At 72.5% G+C, this 19,946-nt stretch carries 12 protein-coding genes and 2 pseudogenes; 1 reads left to right on the forward strand and 13 read right to left on the reverse strand.

The window, feature by feature from the left end; all coding sequences use genetic code 11:
* Positions 1-20: 20 nt before the first annotated feature.
* From ACFWBD_RS23105 to ACFWBD_RS23155, 11 genes and pseudogenes are all read right to left on the reverse strand, one after another.
* The gene (locus tag ACFWBD_RS23105; protein WP_385669771.1) at positions 21-989 is read right to left on the reverse strand and encodes a hypothetical protein; all 969 of its coding nucleotides are present in this window, start codon (positions 987-989) and stop codon (positions 21-23) included.
* Positions 986-4,576, reverse strand: a complete 3,591-nt coding sequence (locus ACFWBD_RS23110) for a DNA polymerase III subunit alpha (protein WP_385669774.1) — start codon at positions 4,574-4,576, stop codon at positions 986-988. The genes ACFWBD_RS23105 and ACFWBD_RS23110 overlap by 4 nt, the downstream gene beginning before the upstream one ends.
* Before the next feature lie 516 nt (positions 4,577-5,092).
* Positions 5,093-6,140: pseudogene (locus ACFWBD_RS23115) on the reverse strand (S1 family peptidase).
* Positions 6,141-6,424: 284 nt separating this feature from the next.
* A complete protein-coding gene (locus tag ACFWBD_RS23120; protein ID WP_385669777.1) occupies positions 6,425-7,270 on the reverse strand; it encodes a slipin family protein in 846 nt (281 codons plus the stop codon).
* A gap of 138 nt (positions 7,271-7,408) precedes the next feature.
* Positions 7,409-8,317: a S1 family peptidase gene (locus tag ACFWBD_RS23125; protein WP_385669780.1), complete on the reverse strand. Its 909-nt coding sequence runs from the start codon at positions 8,315-8,317 to the stop codon at positions 7,409-7,411.
* 226 nt (positions 8,318-8,543) lie between these two features.
* Positions 8,544-9,438: pseudogene (locus ACFWBD_RS23130) on the reverse strand (DUF1684 domain-containing protein).
* Positions 9,439-9,479: 41 nt separating this feature from the next.
* Positions 9,480-10,814 (reverse strand): NtaA/DmoA family FMN-dependent monooxygenase, encoded by a 1,335-nt coding sequence (locus ACFWBD_RS23135; RefSeq protein WP_385669783.1) that lies wholly within the window; start codon positions 10,812-10,814, stop codon positions 9,480-9,482.
* A complete protein-coding gene (locus tag ACFWBD_RS23140) occupies positions 10,811-11,884 on the reverse strand; it encodes an LLM class flavin-dependent oxidoreductase (RefSeq protein ID WP_385669786.1) in 1,074 nt (357 codons plus the stop codon). Before ACFWBD_RS23140 ends, ACFWBD_RS23135 begins: the two co-directional genes overlap by 4 nt.
* 43 nt (positions 11,885-11,927) lie before the next feature.
* Entirely contained in the window at positions 11,928-13,712 is a 1,785-nt protein-coding gene (locus ACFWBD_RS23145; protein ID WP_385669788.1) for an FAD/NAD(P)-binding protein, read from the reverse strand.
* Positions 13,713-14,140: 428 nt separating this feature from the next.
* The gene (locus ACFWBD_RS23150) at positions 14,141-14,737 is read right to left on the reverse strand and encodes an ATP/GTP-binding protein (protein WP_385669791.1); all 597 of its coding nucleotides are present in this window, start codon (positions 14,735-14,737) and stop codon (positions 14,141-14,143) included.
* 189 nt (positions 14,738-14,926) lie between these two features.
* Positions 14,927-16,132 (reverse strand): DUF5685 family protein, encoded by a 1,206-nt coding sequence (locus ACFWBD_RS23155; RefSeq protein WP_385669794.1) that lies wholly within the window; start codon positions 16,130-16,132, stop codon positions 14,927-14,929.
* 312 nt (positions 16,133-16,444) lie between these two features.
* On the opposite strand from ACFWBD_RS23155, the gene ACFWBD_RS23160 reads away from it, so the two are divergent.
* Entirely contained in the window at positions 16,445-16,882 is a 438-nt protein-coding gene (locus ACFWBD_RS23160) for a cell division protein SepF (protein WP_310435202.1), read from the forward strand.
* A gap of 42 nt (positions 16,883-16,924) precedes the next feature.
* Here ACFWBD_RS23160 and ACFWBD_RS23165 read toward each other — a convergent pair whose 3' ends face one another.
* Positions 16,925-18,115 (reverse strand): acyl-CoA dehydrogenase family protein, encoded by a 1,191-nt coding sequence (locus ACFWBD_RS23165; RefSeq protein WP_385669797.1) that lies wholly within the window; start codon positions 18,113-18,115, stop codon positions 16,925-16,927.
* A 140-nt stretch (positions 18,116-18,255) separates the two neighbouring features.
* On the reverse strand, positions 18,256-19,857 hold the full coding sequence (locus ACFWBD_RS23170) for an MFS transporter (RefSeq protein ID WP_385669800.1): 1,602 nt from the start codon (positions 19,855-19,857) through the stop codon (positions 18,256-18,258).
* Between the last annotated feature and the right edge of the window lie 89 nt (positions 19,858-19,946).

The raw sequence follows: 19,946 nt of genomic DNA on the forward strand, positions 1-19,946 counted from the left end.
CCGCTGCGGCCGCCGTTGTCTCACGCCGCCAGCGTCCCGGGCTTCAGCGCCCCCGGCCCGAACTTCGCCCGCACCCGGTCGGCCACCTCCTCGATCCGGCGGACCTTCTCGTCCACGGGGTCGAAGGTGAGCTGGTGGGAGGCCTGGCCGGCGGGGCCGAGGGCCTCGACGCGCAGGGCGATCGCGCGGACCCGGGCGCGTTGCAGACCGAGCGCCTCGTACAGGCCGTACGCCGTTCTCGTCAGGGCCGCCGAGTGCGCGGTCGGCTCCCCGAGGGTGCGGCTGCGGGTGGTGGAGGAGCGGTCCGCGTAGCGCACGGTGAGGGTCAGGGTGCGGCAGACCTTCTCCACGGCGCGCAGCCGGGCGCCCAGTTCCCCGGCGGCCGAGAGAAGCGCGCGGCGATGCCGGTCGGGATCCAACTCGTCGCGCTCGAAGGGGCGTTCGGTGGCCAGAGAGCGCGATACGGCGTTCGGCACGACCCGGCCGCGGTCGACGCCGTTCGCCTTCTCGTACAGTTCCCGGCCCGCCTTCGCGCCGACCAGGCGCTGGAGCGTGGACAGGGGTGCGGCGGCGACCCGGCCGAGGGTGTCGAGGCCGTACTCGCACAGGGTGCGGGCGGTCGCCGTACCGACACCGGGCAGCGCGACGACGGGCTTCTCGGCGAGGAACTCCCGCACCCCGCCCTCGGGGACCGCGCACGTCACCCCGGGCCGGGCGCCCCGCAGCGCCATGCGGGCCGACATCGGGCCGGGACCCGCGCCGATCACGCAGTCGACCCCGTGCAGCGCGAGCGCGCGCACCCTGATCACCGACGCCAGCTCGACCGCGGTGCGCCCGAAGTACCGTTCGGCGCCGCGCAGATCGACCAGCGCCCCGTCCGGGGGCAACGCCTCGACGACCGGTGTGAACTCCTCCAGCAGCCCGAGCAGCGCCGGCAGGGCGGCCTCGTCCGTCGAAGGCAGCTGGAAACGTACGCAGAGGATGGTCATCCCGCACTCCCCGGACTCTGGTGCCACAACTTCCTTCCCACCGCGGTCCCTTCGCCCGCGGGGCGCAGATCGGCCCAGGGGTGCATCTCGTACCCCGTGGACATGCGGATGCGACGCTGTTCCATCGCGTCCCGGGCGGCCGAGCCCGCCGGTGCGGGCAGCCCGTCCGAACCGGCGAGCCGGCCGCGCGCCGGGCCGTCGGCGCCCGCGTCGGGGGATCCCGTGTCCGGGGATCCCGTGTCCGGGGATCCCGTGTCCGGGGCGCCACCGGGTTCGGCCAGCCGGGCCGCGACCCCTTCCAGCCCCTCGTCCCGGCGCACCTCCAGCAGTTCGGCGAGGTTCCAGGCGGCGGCGCCCACCACGCTGAGGCTGCGCGGGCCACGCCGCTGCACCACCCCGCGCACCAGCAGCAGCCAGGAGTGGAAGACGGTGTGCGCGCAGGCGTCGTGGGAGTCGTCGAAGAAGGCGAGGTCGACCAGGCCGGCGCCGTCGTCCAGGGTGGTGAAGATGACCCGCTTGCCGGACCGGATCGGCGGGGTCTGGGTGGCCGCCTTGGCGCCCGCCACCAGGACCGTCTCACCGTGCCGGGCCTCGCGCAGCCGGCGCGCCGACACCACGCCCAGTTCGTCGAGGAAGCTCCGGTGGTCGTCCATCAGATGGCGCGAGGCGTCCATGGACAGCACGCCCAGTTCGGCGCTGAGCTTCTCGGCGGAGGACAGGTCCGGCAGTCCGGCGGGGTCGGTCTTGCGGCCACCCGCCAGGGGGAGTTGGCCACCGCCCGCGCCCCGGGCGCCCCGGTGCAGTTCGGTCAGGTGCAGTTGCAGATCACGCCGGTTGGCGCCGAACGCGTCCAGCGCGCCGACCTGCGCGAGCCGCGCGGCGAGCGGACGGCTCGGCCGCGCCCGTTCCCAGAAGTCCAGCAGCGAGGCGTACGGCTGTCCGGCCGCGATCCGTGCCGCCTCGGCCTCGGTGATGCCGTGCACATCGGAGAGGGCGAGCCGCAGTCCCCAAACCCCTGCGCCGGACGGATCGGACCCTGCACCGGACGAACCAGACGCCGAATCAGACACCAGTTCGATACGGTGGGCGACCGCCGACCTGTTCACGTCCAACGGCAGCACCGGCACCCCCCGCCGCCGCGCGTCCGCCAGCAGCAGCCGCTTCGGGTACATCCCGGGGTCATGGGTGAGCAACCCGGCGTAGAAGGCTGCCGGGTGGTGCGCCTTCAGCCAGGCCGACTGGTACGTCGGCACGGCGAAGGCGACCGCGTGCGCCTTGCAGAAGCCGTACGAGCCGAACGCCTCGATGATCTCCCAGGCCCGCTGAATCGTTTCTGCGTCATATCCGCCGACCGCCGCGTGCTGTGCGAACCACACCTTGATCCGCCCCTGCGACTCCGGGTCCGACAGCCCGCGCCGGACCCGGTCCGCCTCACCGCGCCCGCAGCCGGTCATGATGGCGACGATGTCGATGATCTGCTCGTGGAAGACGACGACCCCGTAGGTGTCCCGCAGCGGCTCCGCCAGATCCGGATGCGGATACCGGACCGGCGCCCGCCCGTGCCGCGCCTCGATGAACGGCCGCACCATGTCGGCGGCGACCGGCCCGGGCCGGAAGAGGGAGATGTCGACGACGAGATCGTGGAAGGTGGCCGGCTGCAGGCGCCCCACCAGGTCCCGCTGCCCCGGCGACTCGATCTGGAAGCACCCCAGCGTCTCGGTGGACCGGATGAGCCGGTACGTCGCCGGATCGCCACCCTTCAGCGTGTCCAGGTCGATCCGCTCCCCCGTCGCCCGCGCCACCTCGCCCACCGCGTGCGCCATCGCCGACTGCATCCGCACGCCCAGCACGTCCAGCTTGAGCAGCCCGAGGTCCTCGACGTCGTCCTTGTCGAACTGGGCCATGGGGAACCCCTCGCCGCTGGTCGGCATGACCGGCGTACGGGAGAGCAGGGAGGCGTCGGAGAGGAGCACCCCGCACGGATGCATGGCGACTCCGCGCGGGAGGGCGTCGAGGGACTCGACCAGCTCCCAGAGCCGCCCGTACCTCTCCTTCTCCTCCGCCAGCGACCTGAGTTCGGGCAGCTCCTCCAGCGCCGCCCGGGCGTCGCGCGCCCGGATGTGCGGGAAGGACTTGGCGATGCGGTCGATGTCGGCCGGGTCCATGGACAGGGCCGCGCCGACGTCCCGGATGGCGTGGCGGACCCGGTAGGTCTCCGGCATCGCGACCGTCGCGACCCGCTCGGTGCCGAACCGGCCGATGATCGCCCGGTAGACCTCCAGCCGGCGCGCGGACTCCACGTCGATGTCGATGTCGGGCAGCACGACCCGCTCCTTGGACAGGAAGCGCTCCATCAGCAGCCCGTGCTCGACGGGATCGGCGTTCGCGATGCCGAGCAGGTGGTTCACCAGCGAGCCCGCGCCGGAGCCGCGGGCCGCGACCCGGATACCCATCCCCCGGACGTCGTCCACGACCTGAGCGACCGTCAGGAAGTACGAGGCGAAGCCGTGGTGGGCGATGATGTCCAGCTCCCGGTGCATCCGCTCCCAGTGGGCGCGCTTCCCGGAGTGACCGCGCAGCACCATCCCGGCCGCCGCCCGGGAGGCCAGCGTCCGCTGGGCGGTGCGGCGGCCCGCGCCGACGAGGTGCGGCTCGGGGAAGTGGACGGCGCCCATGCCGAGGTCGTCCTCGGGGTCGACCAGGCACTCGGCGGCCGTCGCCCGCGTCTGTTCCAGCAGGTGGTGCGCGGTGTCGCGCCGGTAGCCCGCGGCCTCGACGATCCGCTCGGCCGCGCCCAGCATCGCGCCCGCGTCCTTGAGCCAGGCCTCCCCGGAGTCCAGTCCCTTCGCCGGGTCGACGGGGACCAGCCGACGGGCGGCGTCCAGGACGTCCGCGACCGGGCCCTGGCCGGGATCGGCGTACCGGACGGCGTTGCTGAGGACGGGCCGGATCCGCTGTTCGGCGGCGAAGCCGACGGTACGGGCGGCCAGCCGCAGGGAACCGGGTCCGGTGCCGGTGCGCCCGTGCCAGACGGCCTCCAGCCGCAGGGCGTCGCCGTACACCTCCCGCCAGGGGGTGAGGAGCTTCGCCGCGCGGTCCGGTCGGCCCGCGGCGAGCGCGCGGCCGACGTCGGAGGCGGGACCGAGCAGAACGGTCAGGCCGGCGCCGTGATTCTCGGCCCAGGGCAGCAGCGGGGTGCCCTCGCTCTCGTGCGCGGCCGTGACGATCCGGCACAGGTCACCCCAGCCCCGGGCTCCGTCGCGGGCGAGGAAGGTGACGCGGGGTGTCGACTCGTCGATGAAGGCGCCGCCGCGCACGGGGGCGCGGCGCCTGTCCCGTCGTACGGACGCGTCACCCTGCGGCCGCTCGGGGGGCGCCACCGCCAGGTCCACCCCGAACAGCGGGCGCACGCCCGCCTTCGCGCAGGCCTTGGCGAAGCGGACCGTGCCGGCGAGGGTGTCGCGGTCGGTGAGGGCGAGGGCGTCCATCCCCCGCTCCGAGGCGCGCTCGGCCAGCCGCTCCGGGTGCGAGGCGCCGTAGCGCAGGGAGAACCCGGAGACGGTGTGCAGATGCGTGAACCCTGACATCCGCACCTCCCGTTAATCGAACATCAGTTCCCAACTCTCTCACCCCCACCATAGACCAATTTCCGAACATCTGTACGACAGCCATGAGAGCGCTTCCCACCTGCGGAAACACCCCGCACCCCGGGCTGTGGGGAACTGCGGGGACATGACACCGACCACCGGCGCCGACGCACCCCACAGCTCCCCCGGCGCCCCCTCCCCCGGCCCCTTCCGCGACGAGGCGAAGGACACCGCCATCCCGGGCCCCGCCACCCCGGGCCTCGCCATCCCGGGCCCCGCCACCCCGGGCCTCGCCATCCCGGGCCCCGCCACCCCGGCCCCGCCACCCCGGGCCTCGCCACCCCGGGCCTCGCCACCCCGGGCCCTGCCGCCCACCGGGGGCTCGGCGCACCGGTCATCCTCACTGCGGACGCGCGGTGCAGGCCGTGACGCACCGCGCCGGATACGCGTGAAGTCCCGCCCCCTCGCGCGCGGGGCGGGACTTCAGCTGCCCAGAAGGGCTGCGCCACGGGACCGTCAGCCGATCTGCGTCCCCGTCGCCGACAGCGCCTCCGTCACCGGCTGGAAGAACGTCTCCCCGCCGGAGGTGCAGTCGCCGCTGCCGCCCGAGGTCAGGCCGACGGCGCTGCTGCCCGAGAAGAGGGAGCCGCCGCTGTCGCCGGGCTCGGCGCAGACGTCGGTCTGGATGAGGCCGTTGACGATGTCACCGTTGCCGTAGTTCACCGTGGCGTCCAGGCCGGTGACCGTGCCGGAGTGGACCTGGGTGGTCGAGCCGCTGCGGGTGACCTTCATGCCGACGGTGGCCTCGGCGGCGCCGGTGATCTGCTGGGCCGAGCCGTTGTAGAGGTCGACCTCGCTCGGGTGGTCGACCTCGGCGGTGTACTTGACCAGTCCGTAGTCGTTGTCCGGGAAGCTGGACACCTCGCCCGCGCCGATCGCGGTGCCGGAGGAGTCCGACCAGGTGGAGATGGCGTCGGTGCAGTGCCCGGCGGTCAGGAAGTACGGCTCGCCGCCCTTGACCACGTTGAAGCCGAGGGAGCAGCGCCCGGTGCCGCCGGTGATGGCGTCGCCGCCGGCGAGGAACGGTTTGAACTCCCCCTTGGTGCGCTGGAGTTCGGCCACCTGACCGAGTCCGTCGACGACCTTGGCGAGCTTGGCCCACTCGGCGTCGGAGACGGTGCGGTCGGCGGTGACGACGACCTGGTTGGTGGTCGGGTCGGTCACCCAGGCGGTGCCCGGGACGGACGCGTCCGCCTTGAGCGTCGTACGGGCGCCGGTCAGTTCGGCGAGGGAGTTCTCGACGATTCTGGCCTTGGCGCCGGCCGCCTCGACGGTCTTCGCGGCGGCCGCGTCGAGGACGTTCACCACGAGGCTCTTGCTCTTCGCGTCGTAGTACGTGCCCGCCGCGTCGGCGCCGAGGTCCCGGCCGAGGGTCGAGGCGAGCTTTCCGGCCGCGAGGGCCGAGAGGGGGGGCGGGCTGCGAGGTCTTCGCAGGCTCACTGGCGTTCGCAGTCTGGAAGGTGACTCCGGCTGCGACGAGCGCGGCGATACCCGCACCCGTCATGACCGTCCGCCGCCCGGATATGCGTCGGTGCTTCAACTCGCGTTCTCCTGTGGGGGGGGGCGGCCCGGGCGGTTGTGGGGACAGCGCCGGGCCGGAAGGCTGGCTGACGGGCGCCCACTCTTCCGAACGGCACTGGGAGCACACAAGGTCGACTTCAGGACGCGCACAGGGTGAACACCACGCGCCCTCCACGCCTTCACCACCCCGGGGCATCCCCTGGCCACCACAGGAGAATTCGCACTGCAAACGCTACGCGTGAGTAACCACTCACGCGGCGGTGAGGTCTAGTCCTGGCCGGAACCCGACTCCGCGCCGGGCGGCGAAGGTGTGGAAGTCGTCGGGGGTGTGGAGGACGTCGGGGGAAGCGGTTGCTGCTGGGCACGCTCCAGGAACCTCAGCAGCTCCACCGGGAACGGGAGCACCAGCGTGGAGTTCTTCTCGGCGGCGACCGCCACCACCGTCTGGAGCAGCCGCAGCTGGAGCGCGGCGGGCTGCTCGGACATCTCCTTCGCCGCCTCGGCGAGCTTCTTCGACGCCTGGAGCTCGGCGTCGGCGTTGATGATCCGGGCCCGCCGCTCCCGGTCGGCCTCGGCCTGCCGCGCCATCGAGCGCTTCATCGTCTCGGGCAGGGAGACGTCCTTGATCTCCACCCGGTCGATGGTGACGCCCCACTCCACGGCCGGGCTGTCGATCATCAACTCCAGTCCCTGGTTCAGCTTTTCGCGGTCGGACAGCAGATCGTCCAGATCGCTCTTGCCGATGATGGACCGCAGGGAGGTCTGCGCCATCTGCGAGACGGCGAACCGGTAGTCCTCCACCCGCACGACCGCCTCGGCCGGCGAGGTCACCTTGAAGTAGACGACGGCGTCCACGCGCACGGTGACGTTGTCCCGGGTGATGCCCTCCTGCCCGGGCACCGGCATCGTGACGATCTGCATGTTGACCTTCCGGAGCCGGTCGACACCCGGAAGGATCAGGGCGAGCCCGGGGCCGCGCACCTCGGGCCGGAGTTTCCCGAGCCGGAAGACCACGCCCCGCTCGTACTGCTTGACGACCCGCGCCGCCGCCGCCACGTACACCGCTCCGGCGGACACCAGTGCGACGCCCGCCACCACCAGCTCCTCGACCATCGCCGGCCCCCAAGGGTCCACAGCACCGCCCACGCATCACTGCCTGTACTCCGACGGTAACCCTGCCCCGGGGCAAGGGCGAGCCCCCGCACGCCGGTTGCGTACGGGGGCTCGCCCCTCACCTGTGGAGCGGGATCGTCAGCCGACGCTCACGCCGTAGTAGCTCAGCGCCTCGGTGACAGGCTGGAAGAAGGTCGTGCCGCCGGAGGTGCAGTTGCCGCTGCCGCCCGAGGTCAGACCGTAGGCCACGGTGCCCCCGTACAGGGGACCGCCGCTGTCGCCGCCCTCGGCGCAGACCGTGGTCTGGATCATGCCGTAGACCACGTCACCGCTGCCGTAGTTGACGGTGGCGTTCAGCGCGGTGACGCGGCCGCTGTGGGTGCCCGTGGTGGAACCGCGGCGGTAGACCGTGGTGCCCACGCTCGGGGTGGCCGCACTGGTGATGGACTGGCTGCCGACCGAGCTCGGGTGCGCGACCGACGTGTTGGTGTACCGCACCAGGGCGAAGTCGTTGGTCGGGAAGCTGTAACTGACGTTCGTGCCCAGCGTCGAGGTCTGGCCCGAGTTGGAGTACCAGGTGGAGGCGACCTCGCCGCAGTGGCCGGCGGTCAGGAAGTAGTAGGTGCTCCCGCTGTGCACATTGAAGCCGAGCGAGCAGCGGTAGCCGCCGCCGTAGATGGCGTCGCCACCGGTGATCAGCTTCTTGAACTGGCCCGGGGTGCGCTTGACCGTGATGGCGCCGGCGTTGTCACCCGCCTGCTCCTTGATCTTCGCGATCTCGGCCTGCGAGACGGTGCTGTCGGCGGTGAGGACGACCCGGTTGGTCTTGCTGTCCACCGCCCAGGCGGTGCCCGGGATGTCCGCCTGGAGCACCGAGTCGCCGGCGCTCTTGAGTTCGGCGGTGCTGAAGGTGGCGGTGTCGGCCGCGCTTGCGTGGGGGATGGCGATGGCGGCGGCGGCCACGAGTCCGGTGGCCACGGCGGTCAGCCGGGTCCGTCTCGAGATACCGCTCGTGGGGGTGGTGGGGGTGGTGCGCTTGATCCTCACGTTTCGTTCCCTCCCAGGGGAAGTCGGGGGCCCGTCGTGTGGGGTCGGGGCCCGTGAGGCGCAGCCAGGGACAGACGTTCGTCCGGATTGCGGACACGCCGTGACCCTGACAAGCGCTGAGGGGGAGTATTCGGCCGAACGGCCGGTCGGCGCAAGGGCGCCTTTCGGCCGTCAGGCCTTCAACGAACTGCGTGAGTTGAGCCCTCTTGCAGCCTCTTGCCCCAGCTCAGACCAGGTTGCGCTCCCCTGCCTCGACCGCCACGTCACATGTGTTCCCCGGCGGCGGGAAGGGGCGGAGGAAAGCATCCACAAAGGCGCACGGAGGCAGTACGGCCCGGTTGAGTCGACCGTCGTGCGTCCGTCCGCGTCGGGTACGCCGGAGTACGGGAACCGGAACCGGTAGCTGCTCACCCCGCTGGTGGCGTCGGCGAACACGGCCCACAGCGAACCGTCGCCCTGCCCGCTCGCCTGGAGGGTGAGCCGCTGCCGGCCAGGACGAACGCCAGTTCCCCGCCGAGCCCGAGACCACGCTCACGCCCGTCGGCGCTCGGCGCTCGGCACCCGGCACCCGGCACCCGGCACCCGGCACCCGGCACCCGGACGGTACGGTCCTCGCCGTACGGGGTGAAGCGTCCTGGCACCGCCCAGCGCGCGTCGTAGGGGGTCGCGTCGATGCCGGGGAACCGGTGCCGGGCCGCGGAGCCGGGGTCGAAGTCGCGTACCCCCCGGACGCCCTCACGGACCAGCACGACCAGCCGCCGGTCACCGTGCGCGACCCGGGCCGCGTCCGCCGGTCCGGTGTCGGCGCCGAGCCGTACCTCCCCGCTGAACGGCTTCCCGTCCACGGTCAGGCCGTCGGAATCGGTCGCGGTGAGCACCACGGCGTCCTCTTCCGCCACCCGGGTCCCGGGGGTGTCCGGAAGTCGACCGCCCGGAAAGTCCTCGAGCTGGGGGTCCCCCAGGCCGCTTTTCAGGCACTGGGGGAGGGTTCCGGCGAGCGCGAGCGGGCCGTAGGGCGCCGAGACCGTCTCCAGGCGGTGCTCGTGCCACCGCTGCCCGGCGTCCGTCGCGTCCGCCGCGTCCGTCGCGCCTGTCGTGTCCGTCGCCGCGTCCGCCGTCATGGGGTCGGCCCCGTCGTCAGGCGATCCGTCCTGTCGTCTCGTCACGAAGTCTGCCCGTCCCCCACCGGGCCGGGCAGTCCGAGGTGGGAGCGCAGGGTGTGTCCTTCGTATTCCGTACGGAACACGCCGCGCTCCTGGAGCAGCGGCACCACCCGGTCGACGAACTCGTCGAGCCCGCCGGGCGTGAGCTGCGGTACGAGGACGAAGCCGTCGGCGGCGTCCTCGCGCACGAACCGCGCCAGTTCGGCGGCGACCGCCTCGGGCGTGCCGATGAGGGACTGCCGGGCGCTCGTCTCGATCACGGTCTGCCGGATGGACAGCCCCTTCTCCTTGGACAGCGCGCGCAGTTTCCCGGCCGTCGCGACGGCTTCGCCGTGCCGGACACGGCCCCGCGCGGGCCGCGGGTCGGCCACCGGGTCGCACTCGGGCAACGGCCCGTCGGGGTCGTAGGCCGACAGGTCGACGCCCCAGAGCCGCTCCAGGATGAGGAGGGCGCGCTGCGGGGAGACCTGCTGCCGTCTGATCGTGGCGGCCCGTTCCTGTGCCTCGGCGGCGGTGTCCCCGAGGACGACGGTGACGCCGGACATGATCTTCAGATCGTCGGCGGTACGGCCGTACTTGGCCAGCCGTCTCTTGACGTCGGCGTAGAAGGCGCGCCCGGCCTCCGGCGTGCCGTGCCGCGCGAGGACGACGTCGGCGGTGGCGGCCGCGAACTCCCGGCCCTCTCCGCAGGCCCCCGCCTGGATCACCACCGGGTGTCCCTGCGGTGAGCGCGGCACGGTGAACTCGCCGGCGATGTCGAAGTACCGGCCCTGGTGCGCGAACGGCCGGGACGCCTCGTCCGGTGTCCAGGAGTCCCACAGCCTTCTCGCGGTGGCGACGAACTCGGCGGCCCGCGGGTACCGGTCGGCGCGGTCGAGGTACCCCCCTCGGCGGAAGTTCTCGCCGGTGACGTCGTCCGAGGAGGTCATCACGTGCCAGGCCGCCCGGCCGTCGCTGAGATGGTCCAGGGTGGCCAGTCTGCGGGCGAGTTCGAACGGCTCGTTGAAGGTGGCGTCGGCCGTGGCGGCCAGCCCCAGGCGCCCGGTCACGGCGGCGAGCGCGTTGAGGACGGTGAGCGGCTCGGGGCGGCCCGCCACGTCCACGTCGTGGATACGGCCCTGGTGTTCGCGTGGCCGCAGCCCCTCGGCGAGGAGGAAGAAGTCGAACAGGCCGCGTTCGGCGGTCCGGGCGAGGTGCTCGAAGGAGGAGAACTCGATCGGCGACTTCGTGTCGGGGCCGGTCCAGACGGTGGCGGTGTCGGCGCCCGGGAAGTACGCGGCCAGGTGGCAGTGCTTGCCGGGCGGCCTCGCGCCGTGGGGTGTCCGGCCGCTCATGCCGCTCCCCCCGCGTACTGGTTGGCGGGCCGGGCCAGCCCCAGGTGCTCGCGGAGCGTGCTGCCCGGGTAGAAGGTGCGGAACAGGCCACGGTGCTGGAGCAGCGCGACCGTGCCGTTGACCAGCCGTTCCAGATCGCGGCGCGGTTCGACGGGGGTGAGGTGGAAGCCGTCGGCGGCGCCGTCCTTGTACCAGGAGGCGATCAGGTCGGCGAGGTCGACGGGGCCGCCCCGGTAGAGCGGGCCCTGCGCGGTCTGCCGGGGGCCTCCTCCGCCGTGGCCGGGTTCGGCGGCGTGCTCGCCGTCCCCGAGGTCGATCAGCAGACTCACCAGGACGAGCAGGGAGTTCGGATCGCGCCCCGCGTCGGCCGCGTCGGCCCGCAGCCGGTCACGGACGGTGCGGGCCTGCGCGGGGCTCACCGCGCGTACGAGGACCACGTCGGCGTGGCGGGCGGCGGTGGACCGGGCGTGTCCCTCGGTGGCGTCGACCACGCGCACGGGGTGTCCCTGCGGAGGTCTGGGCGCCAGGGAGGGACCCCGCACCGAGAAGGCCGCGCCGGTGAAGTCGACGTGGTGCAGCTTGTCGCGGTCGAGGAAACGGCCGGTCGGGACGTGCCGTATCTCGGCGCCGTCCTCCCAGCTGTCCCACAACTTGGCCGCCACGTCGGCCACTTCACCGGCCTCCTGCCACAGCGCGTCCAGCGGTGCGCAGTGCCGGCGGCCGAAGAGACGGGCCTCCCCCTCCGTGGTGGAGACGTCGATCCGCCAGCCGGCCCGGCCCCGGCTGACCCAGTCGAGCGTGGCGACCGTGGCCTGGACGTGGAAGGGCTCGGTGTGGGTGGTGGTGAGGGTGGGCACCAGTCCGACGCGCTGTGTGGCGGGCGCCACCCGGGACAGCACGGCCGACGCGTCGGGCCCGGGCCGGGCGAACGTGTCGTCCAGCGTCACGAAGTCGAGTCCGCCCCGCTCGGCGAGCCGCGCCGCCTCGACGTAGGGGCCGGCGTCGTAGGCCCCCGGCTGGTCGACCGCGGCCGCCAGATGCAGCGGGCCCCGGCCGTGCGATGAGGTCATGGGGGAGAACCCTTTCTTCCGTGACGCTTCGAAGTGGAGCGGTTCACCCGACGGCATCGGCGCCCAGATCCCGCAGGAACACCAGGACGGCCCGGGCGGTGGCGTCGTTCTGCCGGAACGCGGGGCCGCCGGTGCGCGGCCGGGTGAACGCGCCCGGCGTACGGCCGTCGGTGTGCGGCCCGAGCGCGAAGCGCCGTGGGTGCGGCCGGCCGGCCCGGTCCAGGACCCGGCCGTCGGCGCGGTCCACCCGCAGCAGCCCGTCCGGGGTCTCGCCGGCGCCGTCGGCGTGCAGTTCCCGCAGCAGCGGGTCGAGGGCGCGCCGGAGCGTCGGCTCCGGCAGCCGGGCCTCCACCAGCGCCCGCGCCTCGACCGAGAAGCCCGGCACGGTGGCGCTCGACGCCCGGAACACCCCGTCCCGCGCGTGTACGGCCATGTCGGCCCCGACGAACTTCAGCACGCCCGCCCGGGACAGCGCGAGCAGCTGTCTCAGCCGGGGGCCCGGCGGCCCGGAGGCGAGGTAGCTGAAGAATCCGTGCCACCAGGAGCCGATGCCCCCGAGCCGGATCAGCTGCCCGTATATGGACAGCAGTCCCAGGAACACGGCCAGGTCGGTGCTGTGGGCGGCGTCGTGACGGCGGCTCAGGTCGCCCTCCACATAGCCGCGCAGTCCTTCCTGGAACTCCTCGAAGGACCCGTACGTCACGCCGTCCAACGGCCGGTCGAGGGCGGCCAGGTCGAGCCGGTCCCGCGGATCGGGCACGGCGGACGCCACCAGGGCCTCCCGTTCGGCGCCCCCGGCCGCGGCCTCGTACTTCTCCTCGAAGTCGGTCCAGGCGATCGCGGTCCGCTCGGCGTGCACCGTGAACAGCCGGTGGTAGTGGGCGAAGCCCAGCTCCTTCTCCACCAGCGGCCACACATCCCGCCGGAAGTCGAAGCCCCCGGGCCGCGCGAGCAGTCCGTCGATCTCGGCGGGCCCCAGGAACCGGGGCAGCGGCGGCCGCTCACCGGTCCAGTCGTAGCCGATCTTCGAGTGGTACGGCACACCGCGCCGCGAGCCGACGTACAGCACCGGTTCCCGCCCCGAGGGCACATAGGTGTCTCCCTCGTACCGGCCGCCGCGTCCCTCGGTGAGCAGCACCATCAGGTCGACGAAGGCGAGCCCGAAACCACGCACCAGCACGGGCTCGCCGGCCGGCAGGGCGGACAGGTCGCTGTCGGCCGTGAAGTCCGGCGGCAGATGGACGAGTTCGTGCTCCTCCGCGTAGGCCGCCAACTCACGCTGTTCCTGATCGAGTTCGGCGTCCAGATGGCCGAGGGCGAGGACGACGAGGTCGGCGGGCAGGGGCTGCTCCCGGCCTTCCAGCCACACCTGCTGGCGTCCCGCCCGGGGACCGCTCACCCGCAGAGCGCGCCCCGGATGGTGGTGGACGGTGATCTCCGGGGGCAGGGCGGCGACCGCCTGCTCGTGCACCCAGCGCAGATAGGAGCCCTGGATCTGCCGGTCGGCGAAGGTGCCGCCGTCGATGCCGGCCCATTCGTGCAGCGTCGGACCGGGCCGCACAGGACCGGCCATCTCCACCGTCTCGTCGGTGAACATGGTGACGTCCTCGGCGTGCGAGTTCATCCACAGCAGCGGCGACTGGGCGGCGCGCCAGATGCGCCCGGCGCCCGGCGGATGCGGGTCGACGAGATGGATGTCGAGCCCCGAACCGGCGTACAGCTCGGACGCGTTGGCGGCGATTCGCTCGATGAGGCCGGTCCCCCGCGGCCCGGCCCCGACGATCACGAGGGTGGCAGGGGATTCGGGGTCGAGGGTTTCGGAAGACATGCGAAGGCTCCGTGACAGCTGGGATCGAACACGGGTAGGTGCCTTCACACACCGAAATGGGGCGCGCCGCGCGGCGCAGATACGGCCGAGCCCCTCAGCAGGGCCGTGCAGCGAGAGTACGTGGGCGTTTCCCGTCACTGTCAAGGCCGTCCACACTGTGAGCGGTACGTCTCAAGTCGGTTGACGCATAACCGGAGACCTGTTCCACTTGGCCCATGCATCCGCAGCAGTGGCTGGTCACCCGCTCCCACATCGACTTCGGTCGCGTGTGGTCCTGTTCCTGTTGAGCTGACCCACTGCGGCCCCCGCTCCCGGGGCGCCCTTCTCGCGTACTCCCCTCACGCAGCTCCGCCTTCACACCCGCGCTCCCCCCTCGAGACGCACCCTTTCCACCGTTTTCGCCGTACCTCACGCCTGCCCTGCGGCGATCAGCGCGCCCCGACCGCCCTCCGCCCCGGAGCGGCGCGGAACCCGACCACCCGATCCATCAACGCCCCCAGCACGTCCCGCACGGAGCCGCGTTCGCGCGCGTCGCACTCCAGCACGGGCACCTCGGCGCTCAGCCCCAACGCCGCCCGCACCTCCTCCAGTTCGAAGTGCTCGGCCCCGTCGAAGCGATTCACCGCGAGGACGAACGGCGCGCCCTGGGCCTCGAAGTAGTCGACGGCCGGGAAGCACTCCTCGATCCGCCGGGTGTCCGCGAGGACCACCGTCCCGAGCGCGCCCTCCACCAGGTCGTCCCACAGGAAGGAGAACCGGTCCTGCCCCGGCGTGCCGAACAGGTACAGCGCGATGGCCGGGTCGAGCCTGATCCGCCCGAAGTCGAGCGCGACGGTGGTGGTGGTCTTGGACTCCACGCCCACGAGCGAGTCGACCCCGACCGACACCTGGGTGATCGGCGCCTCGGTGTCGAGCGGGTCGATCTCGGAGACGGCCCCGATGAAGGTCGTCTTCCCGACCCCGAGCCCGCCGCTCACCACGATCTTCACGGCGAGCGGAACGGTTTTGTCAGAGCGCCCGGGCATGATCACTGATCCTTTCGCGCATCCGGAGCGACGGCTCCGCGGGTTGCCGGCACGCGAACGGCCGACCGCCGATGACGATGGACGGCCGTACGAAGTCCGCGTCCTCGACCGGAGATACGTTCCGGGGATGCCCGTCGCTCACCGCCGCGCCCCGCACAGGGCGCCGGAGGCCGAAAGGGTGACGCCGCGTCAGCAGGAACAGTCGCAGGAGCAGCACTCACAGCAGTCGCAGCACCCGCACCCGTCGCAGCAATCACAGCCGTCGCAGCCGTCGCTGCACCAGCCCTCGCGCTTCTTCCGAGACCAGGGCCCCTCGAACTCGTCGGCGCAGCAGGCCTTGCAGGTGCAGCACAGCCCGAGCGCGACCGCGCACCCGGCCCAGAAGCCCCGCTTCCCGGGCCGCGGCGGCTCACCGCCGAAGGGGTTGCCCCCGTAGGGGTTGCCGGGCGCGTGGGGGTCCACCGGCCCCCGGGGGGCGTACGGGCCGGTCGGCGGCCCGACGGAGCCCTCCGGCGCATGCGCGTGTCCGCACGACGAGGTCCCGAACGCCCGGTCGACCGACCGCTCCAGCTCGTGCGCCAGCAGCAGATGCGCGAGCCTGCCGTCCTCGAACTCGACATCACGCAGCGCGAGCCGGATGCCGTGCAGGGCGTCGTCGGCGAGCCGGCGGGCCTCGGCGAGCGGGGTGCCGGTGGCCGTCAGCGGGTTCCAGGCGCCGGCCGCCGCGTCGGACTCCCGGTCCTCGACCGCGTCCAGCAGATGTGCCAGCCGTCCGAAGAGGCGGCCGGCCTCGGCGAGCGGAGCGGCGTTGCCGGGCCGGCCCGCCAGGACCGCGGTGTGCGCGAAGGCGGCGGCGGTGGCGGTCTCGGTCGGCTCGGTGACGGCTCTCAGCGGGGTGCCGGGTCCGGCGAGGGCCTCGATGCCGACCTGCCGGTCCACGGCGTCGACGAGGACGGCGGTGTCGAATCCGACGGCGGCCCCGCCGCGTTCCCCGGCCCGGCCCCAGCTCGCGGCGACCCGGCGCGCGGCGACGGCGACGGGCCGCCGCGCCAGCAGCCCGTCCCCGTCGGCGACGTGATCGCGCACCTTGGCCGAGGCGAGCACCAGCGAGACGGCGGCCGCGAGCCGGGCGCCCTCGCCCTGCGCGACGGACGCGGTCCGCATCCCGCGCAACGGGCACGGTCCCGCCGTCCGCCGCCATCCGTCGGCCGTGACCCGGGCTGCCTGAGCCTCCGTCAGAACCGATATGAGCAGCCCGTCGTAGTTGGTGACGACCCGCGCGAACTGCCCGTGGTCGCCGCGCAGCGCGAGACACAGCCCGCACAGGTGCGCCATCCACTGGGTCTTGAGACCCTCTCCGAGCCGGTGACTGCACGGCCTGACGATTCCGAACACGACAACCCCCGTCGTCCTTGGGACATTCAGCTGCGGAATGCTATCGACCGATTGTCATGCCGGATCGGGGGCACTCGGTTCACCCGGACGCCCCGTGCGTCACTCGTTCGCCACGAAGAATCATATTTCACTCACAGTCAGCAGCGGTATGCGGTACGACCCTTGGGAGACGCGGGCTCTCGACGGATTCGCTGTGCACCAGTACCGTCACAAACCCCCCGCGCGGCGTCTATCCACTTGGCGCGACATCCGCATCATGGACGACCATGGGGAATGCGGAAAGCAGAAAGACCGCTGTGAGAGGAGGCGTCCATGGGATCGGTGCGCAAGGCGAGTGCCTGGCTTGGCCTCGTCGACGACAACGACGACGAGCGTTACTACGACGACGACTATTCCGAGGGGACCGACTCCGGAGACGCCTGGGTCACCGACCCCCGTGTGAAGGTGGCGACGGACACGGCCGAGGAGAAGGGCCGCCGGATCGGCACCGTCACCCCGGACAGCTTCCGGGACGCACGGGCGATCGGTGAACTGTTCCGCGAGGGCGTGCCGGTCATCATGAACCTCACGGCCATGGAGGCCGGCGACGCCAAGCGCGTCGTCGACTTCGCGGCCGGGCTGATCTTCGGGCTGCGGGGTTCGATCGAGCGGGTGTCCACCCGGGTGTTCCTGCTGAGCCCCGCCAACACGGAGATCGTGAACGGAGACCCGTCCGCGCACCGGACGGACGGTTTCTTCAACCAGAGCTGAGGCAGGGCCGCTCACCGGCCCTGCCTCGGCCCCCGGGCCGGGTCAGCGGAAGGCGTCGAGTCCGGTGAGCGCCTTGCCCAGCACGAGCTGATGCATCTCGACGGTGCCCTCGTAGGTGAGCACCGACTCGAGGTTGGTCGCGTGCCGCATGACGGGGTATTCGAGCGAGATCCCGTTGGCGCCGAGGACGGTGCGGGCGGTCCGGCAGATCTCGATCGCTTCCCGTACGTTGTTGAGCTTGCCGAAGCTGACCTGCTCGGGACGCAGGCGGCCGGCGTCCATGCGCCGCCCCAGATGATGGGCGAGCAGAATCCCCTTGTGCAGTTCGACCGCCATGTCGGCGAGCTTGGCCTGGGTGAGCTGGAACCCCCCGATGGGCCGCCCGAACTGCTCGCGGGTCTTCGCGTACTCGACGGCGGTCTCGAAGCAGGAGCGCGCCGCTCCCATCGCACCCCACACGATGCCGTAGCGCGCGTGGGACAGACAGCTGAGCGGTCCGCGCAGCCCGGTGACCTCCGGCAGGACGGCGTCGGCGGGCAACCGCACGTCGTCGAGCACGAGCTCGCTGGTCACGCTGGCCCGCAGGGACCACTTGTGCTTGATCTCGGGCGCCGAGAACCCCGGAGTGCCTGCGGGCACCACGAAACCGCGGATCCCGTCGTCGCTCTGCGCCCAGACGACGGCCACCCCGGCGACGGACCCGTTGGTGATCCACATCTTGCGGCCGTTGAGCACCCAGTCGGAGCCGTCCCGCTCGGCGTACGTCCGCATGCCGGCCGGGTCGGAGCCGTGATCGGGTTCGGTGAGTCCGAAGCACCCGATGATCTCGCCCGCGGCCATCCCCGGCAGCCAGGTCCGCTTCTGCTCCTCGCTGCCGAAGCGGTGCAGGGCGTACATGGCGAGGGAGCCCTGCACGGAGACGAGGGACCGGATGCCGGAGTCGGCGGCTTCGAGCTCGAGACAGGCGAGGCCGTACTGCACGGCGCTGGCGCCGGCGCACCCGTAGCCGCTCAGCGACATCCCGAGCGCCCCGATGGCGCCGAGCTCGCGCGCCAGCTCCCGGATCTCCGGCAGTTCCCCGCGCTCGTACCACTCGGCGACCCGGGGCAGCACCCGGTCCGCGGCCCAGTTCCGCACGGTGTCACGGATCGCGAGATCCTCCGGCTCCAGCAGATCGTCGATCCCGAGGGGATCGGCGGGGTCGAACGGGGGCAACTTCGAGGACGCAGACATCGGCAAACCCTCCGCCACAGTAAAACTAGCACCGCTAACTACCGCATCCGACGCTACCGCAAGCCGCCTACGGCGAAGTACCCCCCGCGGACGCTCACCGCTGCCGATCGCAACAAACGGGTGGTGCGTGGGTGGGAGACTCATGCGGAGACGCGGGACTCCACGACTTCCCGGGGCGAAGGAAGCTCCACCCCCGCCGGAGGCACCTCGCACTGCATGACCCGCGGCAACCGCAACGCCACCACCGCCCCCAGCAGCAACAACCCCGCACTCACCAGCAGCGTGACATGCAGCCCGTGCACGAAGCTGTCCCTCGCGACCCGCCGCAGCGCGACCCCGACCGGCCCGCCCAACTGCCCGGCGACCTCGTACGCCTCGCCCAGCGAATGCCCCGCCGCGTCCGACGCCGACGCCGGCACCCCCGGCACGGACTTCAGCCCGGGCGCGTACGCGGCGTTCATCACGCTTCCGAGCAGCGCGATCCCGATCCCCGCGCCCAGCTGGTACGACGTCTCACCGATCGCCGCCGCCCCGCCCGCCTGCTCCGGCGGAGCCTCGCTCAGCATCGACTCGTACGCCGCGAACAAGGTCGTCTCCAGGCCGAAGCCCAGCAGCAGGAACCCGGACAGCAGCAGCCCCGTGTTGTCCGACTCACCCATAGCGGTGAGTGTCAGCACCGCCAGCGCGGTGAGGACGAACCCCCCGCACACCATCCGGCGCGGCCCGAACCGCCGGAGCAGCCGTGCCCCGGCCAGCCCTGCCGCCATCGCGGCGAAGGTCAGGGGCAGCAGGCGCAGGCCCGTCTCCAGGGGGGACAGCCCCAGCACCAGCTGCAGATACTGCGCCGCGATCAGTTCGAGGCCCACCAGCGCCAGCATCGCCAGCACGATGCACCCGACCGACGTGCTGAACGCCGGCCGTCCGAACATCCGCAGGTCCACCAGCGGATGCAGGCGACGCCTCTGACGGCGGACGAACAGCACGATCAGCACGGCGCCCACCGTCAGCGGCACCACGGTGAACAGCCCGAGTTCCCCGCCGCCCAGCCGCTTCACGCCCAGCACGACACCGAACAGACCGGCCGCCGCCATCAGCGCGCCGACCACGTCCCAGGGGCCGTCCACCCTGCCCCGCGATTCGGGCAGCAGAAGCCGGCCCACCGGCAGGCTGACCAGCATCAGCGGGATGTTGACGAGGAAGACCGAGCCCCACCAGAAGTGCTCGAGGAGAAAGCCGCCCAGGAGCGGGCCGACCGCCGCGCCCACCGCGGCCACCGCGCTCCAGATGCCGATCGCGAGCGCCCGCTCACGTCGCTCCGGGAACACCTGCCGCAGGATCGACAGCGTCGCGGGCATGATCATCGCGCCGCCCACGCCCAGCAGCGCCCGCGCCAGGATCAGGGTCTGCGCGCTGCCCGCGAACGCGGCCAGCGCGGAGGCGACGCCGAACAGGGCGTAACCGAGCAACAGGATCCGTCTGCGGCCCACCTTGTCGCCGAGCGTGCCGAACAGGATCAGCAGCGAGGCGCAGACCAGCGGATATGTGTCGACGATCCAGAGCAGTTCGATCGCGCCGGGCCGCAGGTCCTCGGTGACGGCGGGCACAGCCACATGCAGCACGGTCGCGTCGACGGCGACCAGCAGCAGGCTGACGCACAGCACCACCAGGACGACCCAGCGGTTGGCACCGGCCCCGGCCGCCCGACGGCGCAGCCCAGCGGCGGCCGTGGTCGTCCCGGACATGTACGTACCTCCCAGGTGATCCCCCGGTTCGGCGGGCTCACGGGGTGGGGACTCCCCGCGGCTCGGCCGGAGAGGAGCGGTGTCTCCGG

This window comes from Streptomyces sp. NPDC060002, from assembly GCF_042737245.1.
Taxonomy (GTDB): domain Bacteria; phylum Actinomycetota; class Actinomycetes; order Streptomycetales; family Streptomycetaceae; genus Streptomyces.

Excerpts from the sequence above, each read along its gene's own strand:
- ACFWBD_RS23135 (WP_385669783.1), bottom strand. The coding sequence starts at position 10,814 with ATGAGCGGCCGGACACCCCACGGCGCGAGGCCGCCCGGCAAGCACTGC.
- ACFWBD_RS23140 (WP_385669786.1), bottom strand. The coding sequence starts at position 11,884 with ATGACCTCATCGCACGGCCGGGGCCCGCTGCATCTGGCGGCCGCGGTC.
- ACFWBD_RS23110 (WP_385669774.1), bottom strand. The coding sequence starts at position 4,576 with ATGTCAGGGTTCACGCATCTGCACACCGTCTCCGGGTTCTCCCTGCGC.
- ACFWBD_RS23160 (WP_310435202.1), top strand. The coding sequence starts at position 16,445 with ATGGGATCGGTGCGCAAGGCGAGTGCCTGGCTTGGCCTCGTCGACGAC.
- ACFWBD_RS23150 (WP_385669791.1), bottom strand. The coding sequence starts at position 14,737 with ATGCCCGGGCGCTCTGACAAAACCGTTCCGCTCGCCGTGAAGATCGTG.
- ACFWBD_RS23170 (WP_385669800.1), bottom strand. The coding sequence starts at position 19,857 with ATGTCCGGGACGACCACGGCCGCCGCTGGGCTGCGCCGTCGGGCGGCC.
- ACFWBD_RS23165 (WP_385669797.1), bottom strand. The coding sequence starts at position 18,115 with ATGTCTGCGTCCTCGAAGTTGCCCCCGTTCGACCCCGCCGATCCCCTC.
- ACFWBD_RS23145 (WP_385669788.1), bottom strand. The coding sequence starts at position 13,712 with ATGTCTTCCGAAACCCTCGACCCCGAATCCCCTGCCACCCTCGTGATC.
- ACFWBD_RS23120 (WP_385669777.1), bottom strand. The coding sequence starts at position 7,270 with ATGGTCGAGGAGCTGGTGGTGGCGGGCGTCGCACTGGTGTCCGCCGGA.
- ACFWBD_RS23105 (WP_385669771.1), bottom strand. The coding sequence starts at position 989 with ATGACCATCCTCTGCGTACGTTTCCAGCTGCCTTCGACGGACGAGGCC.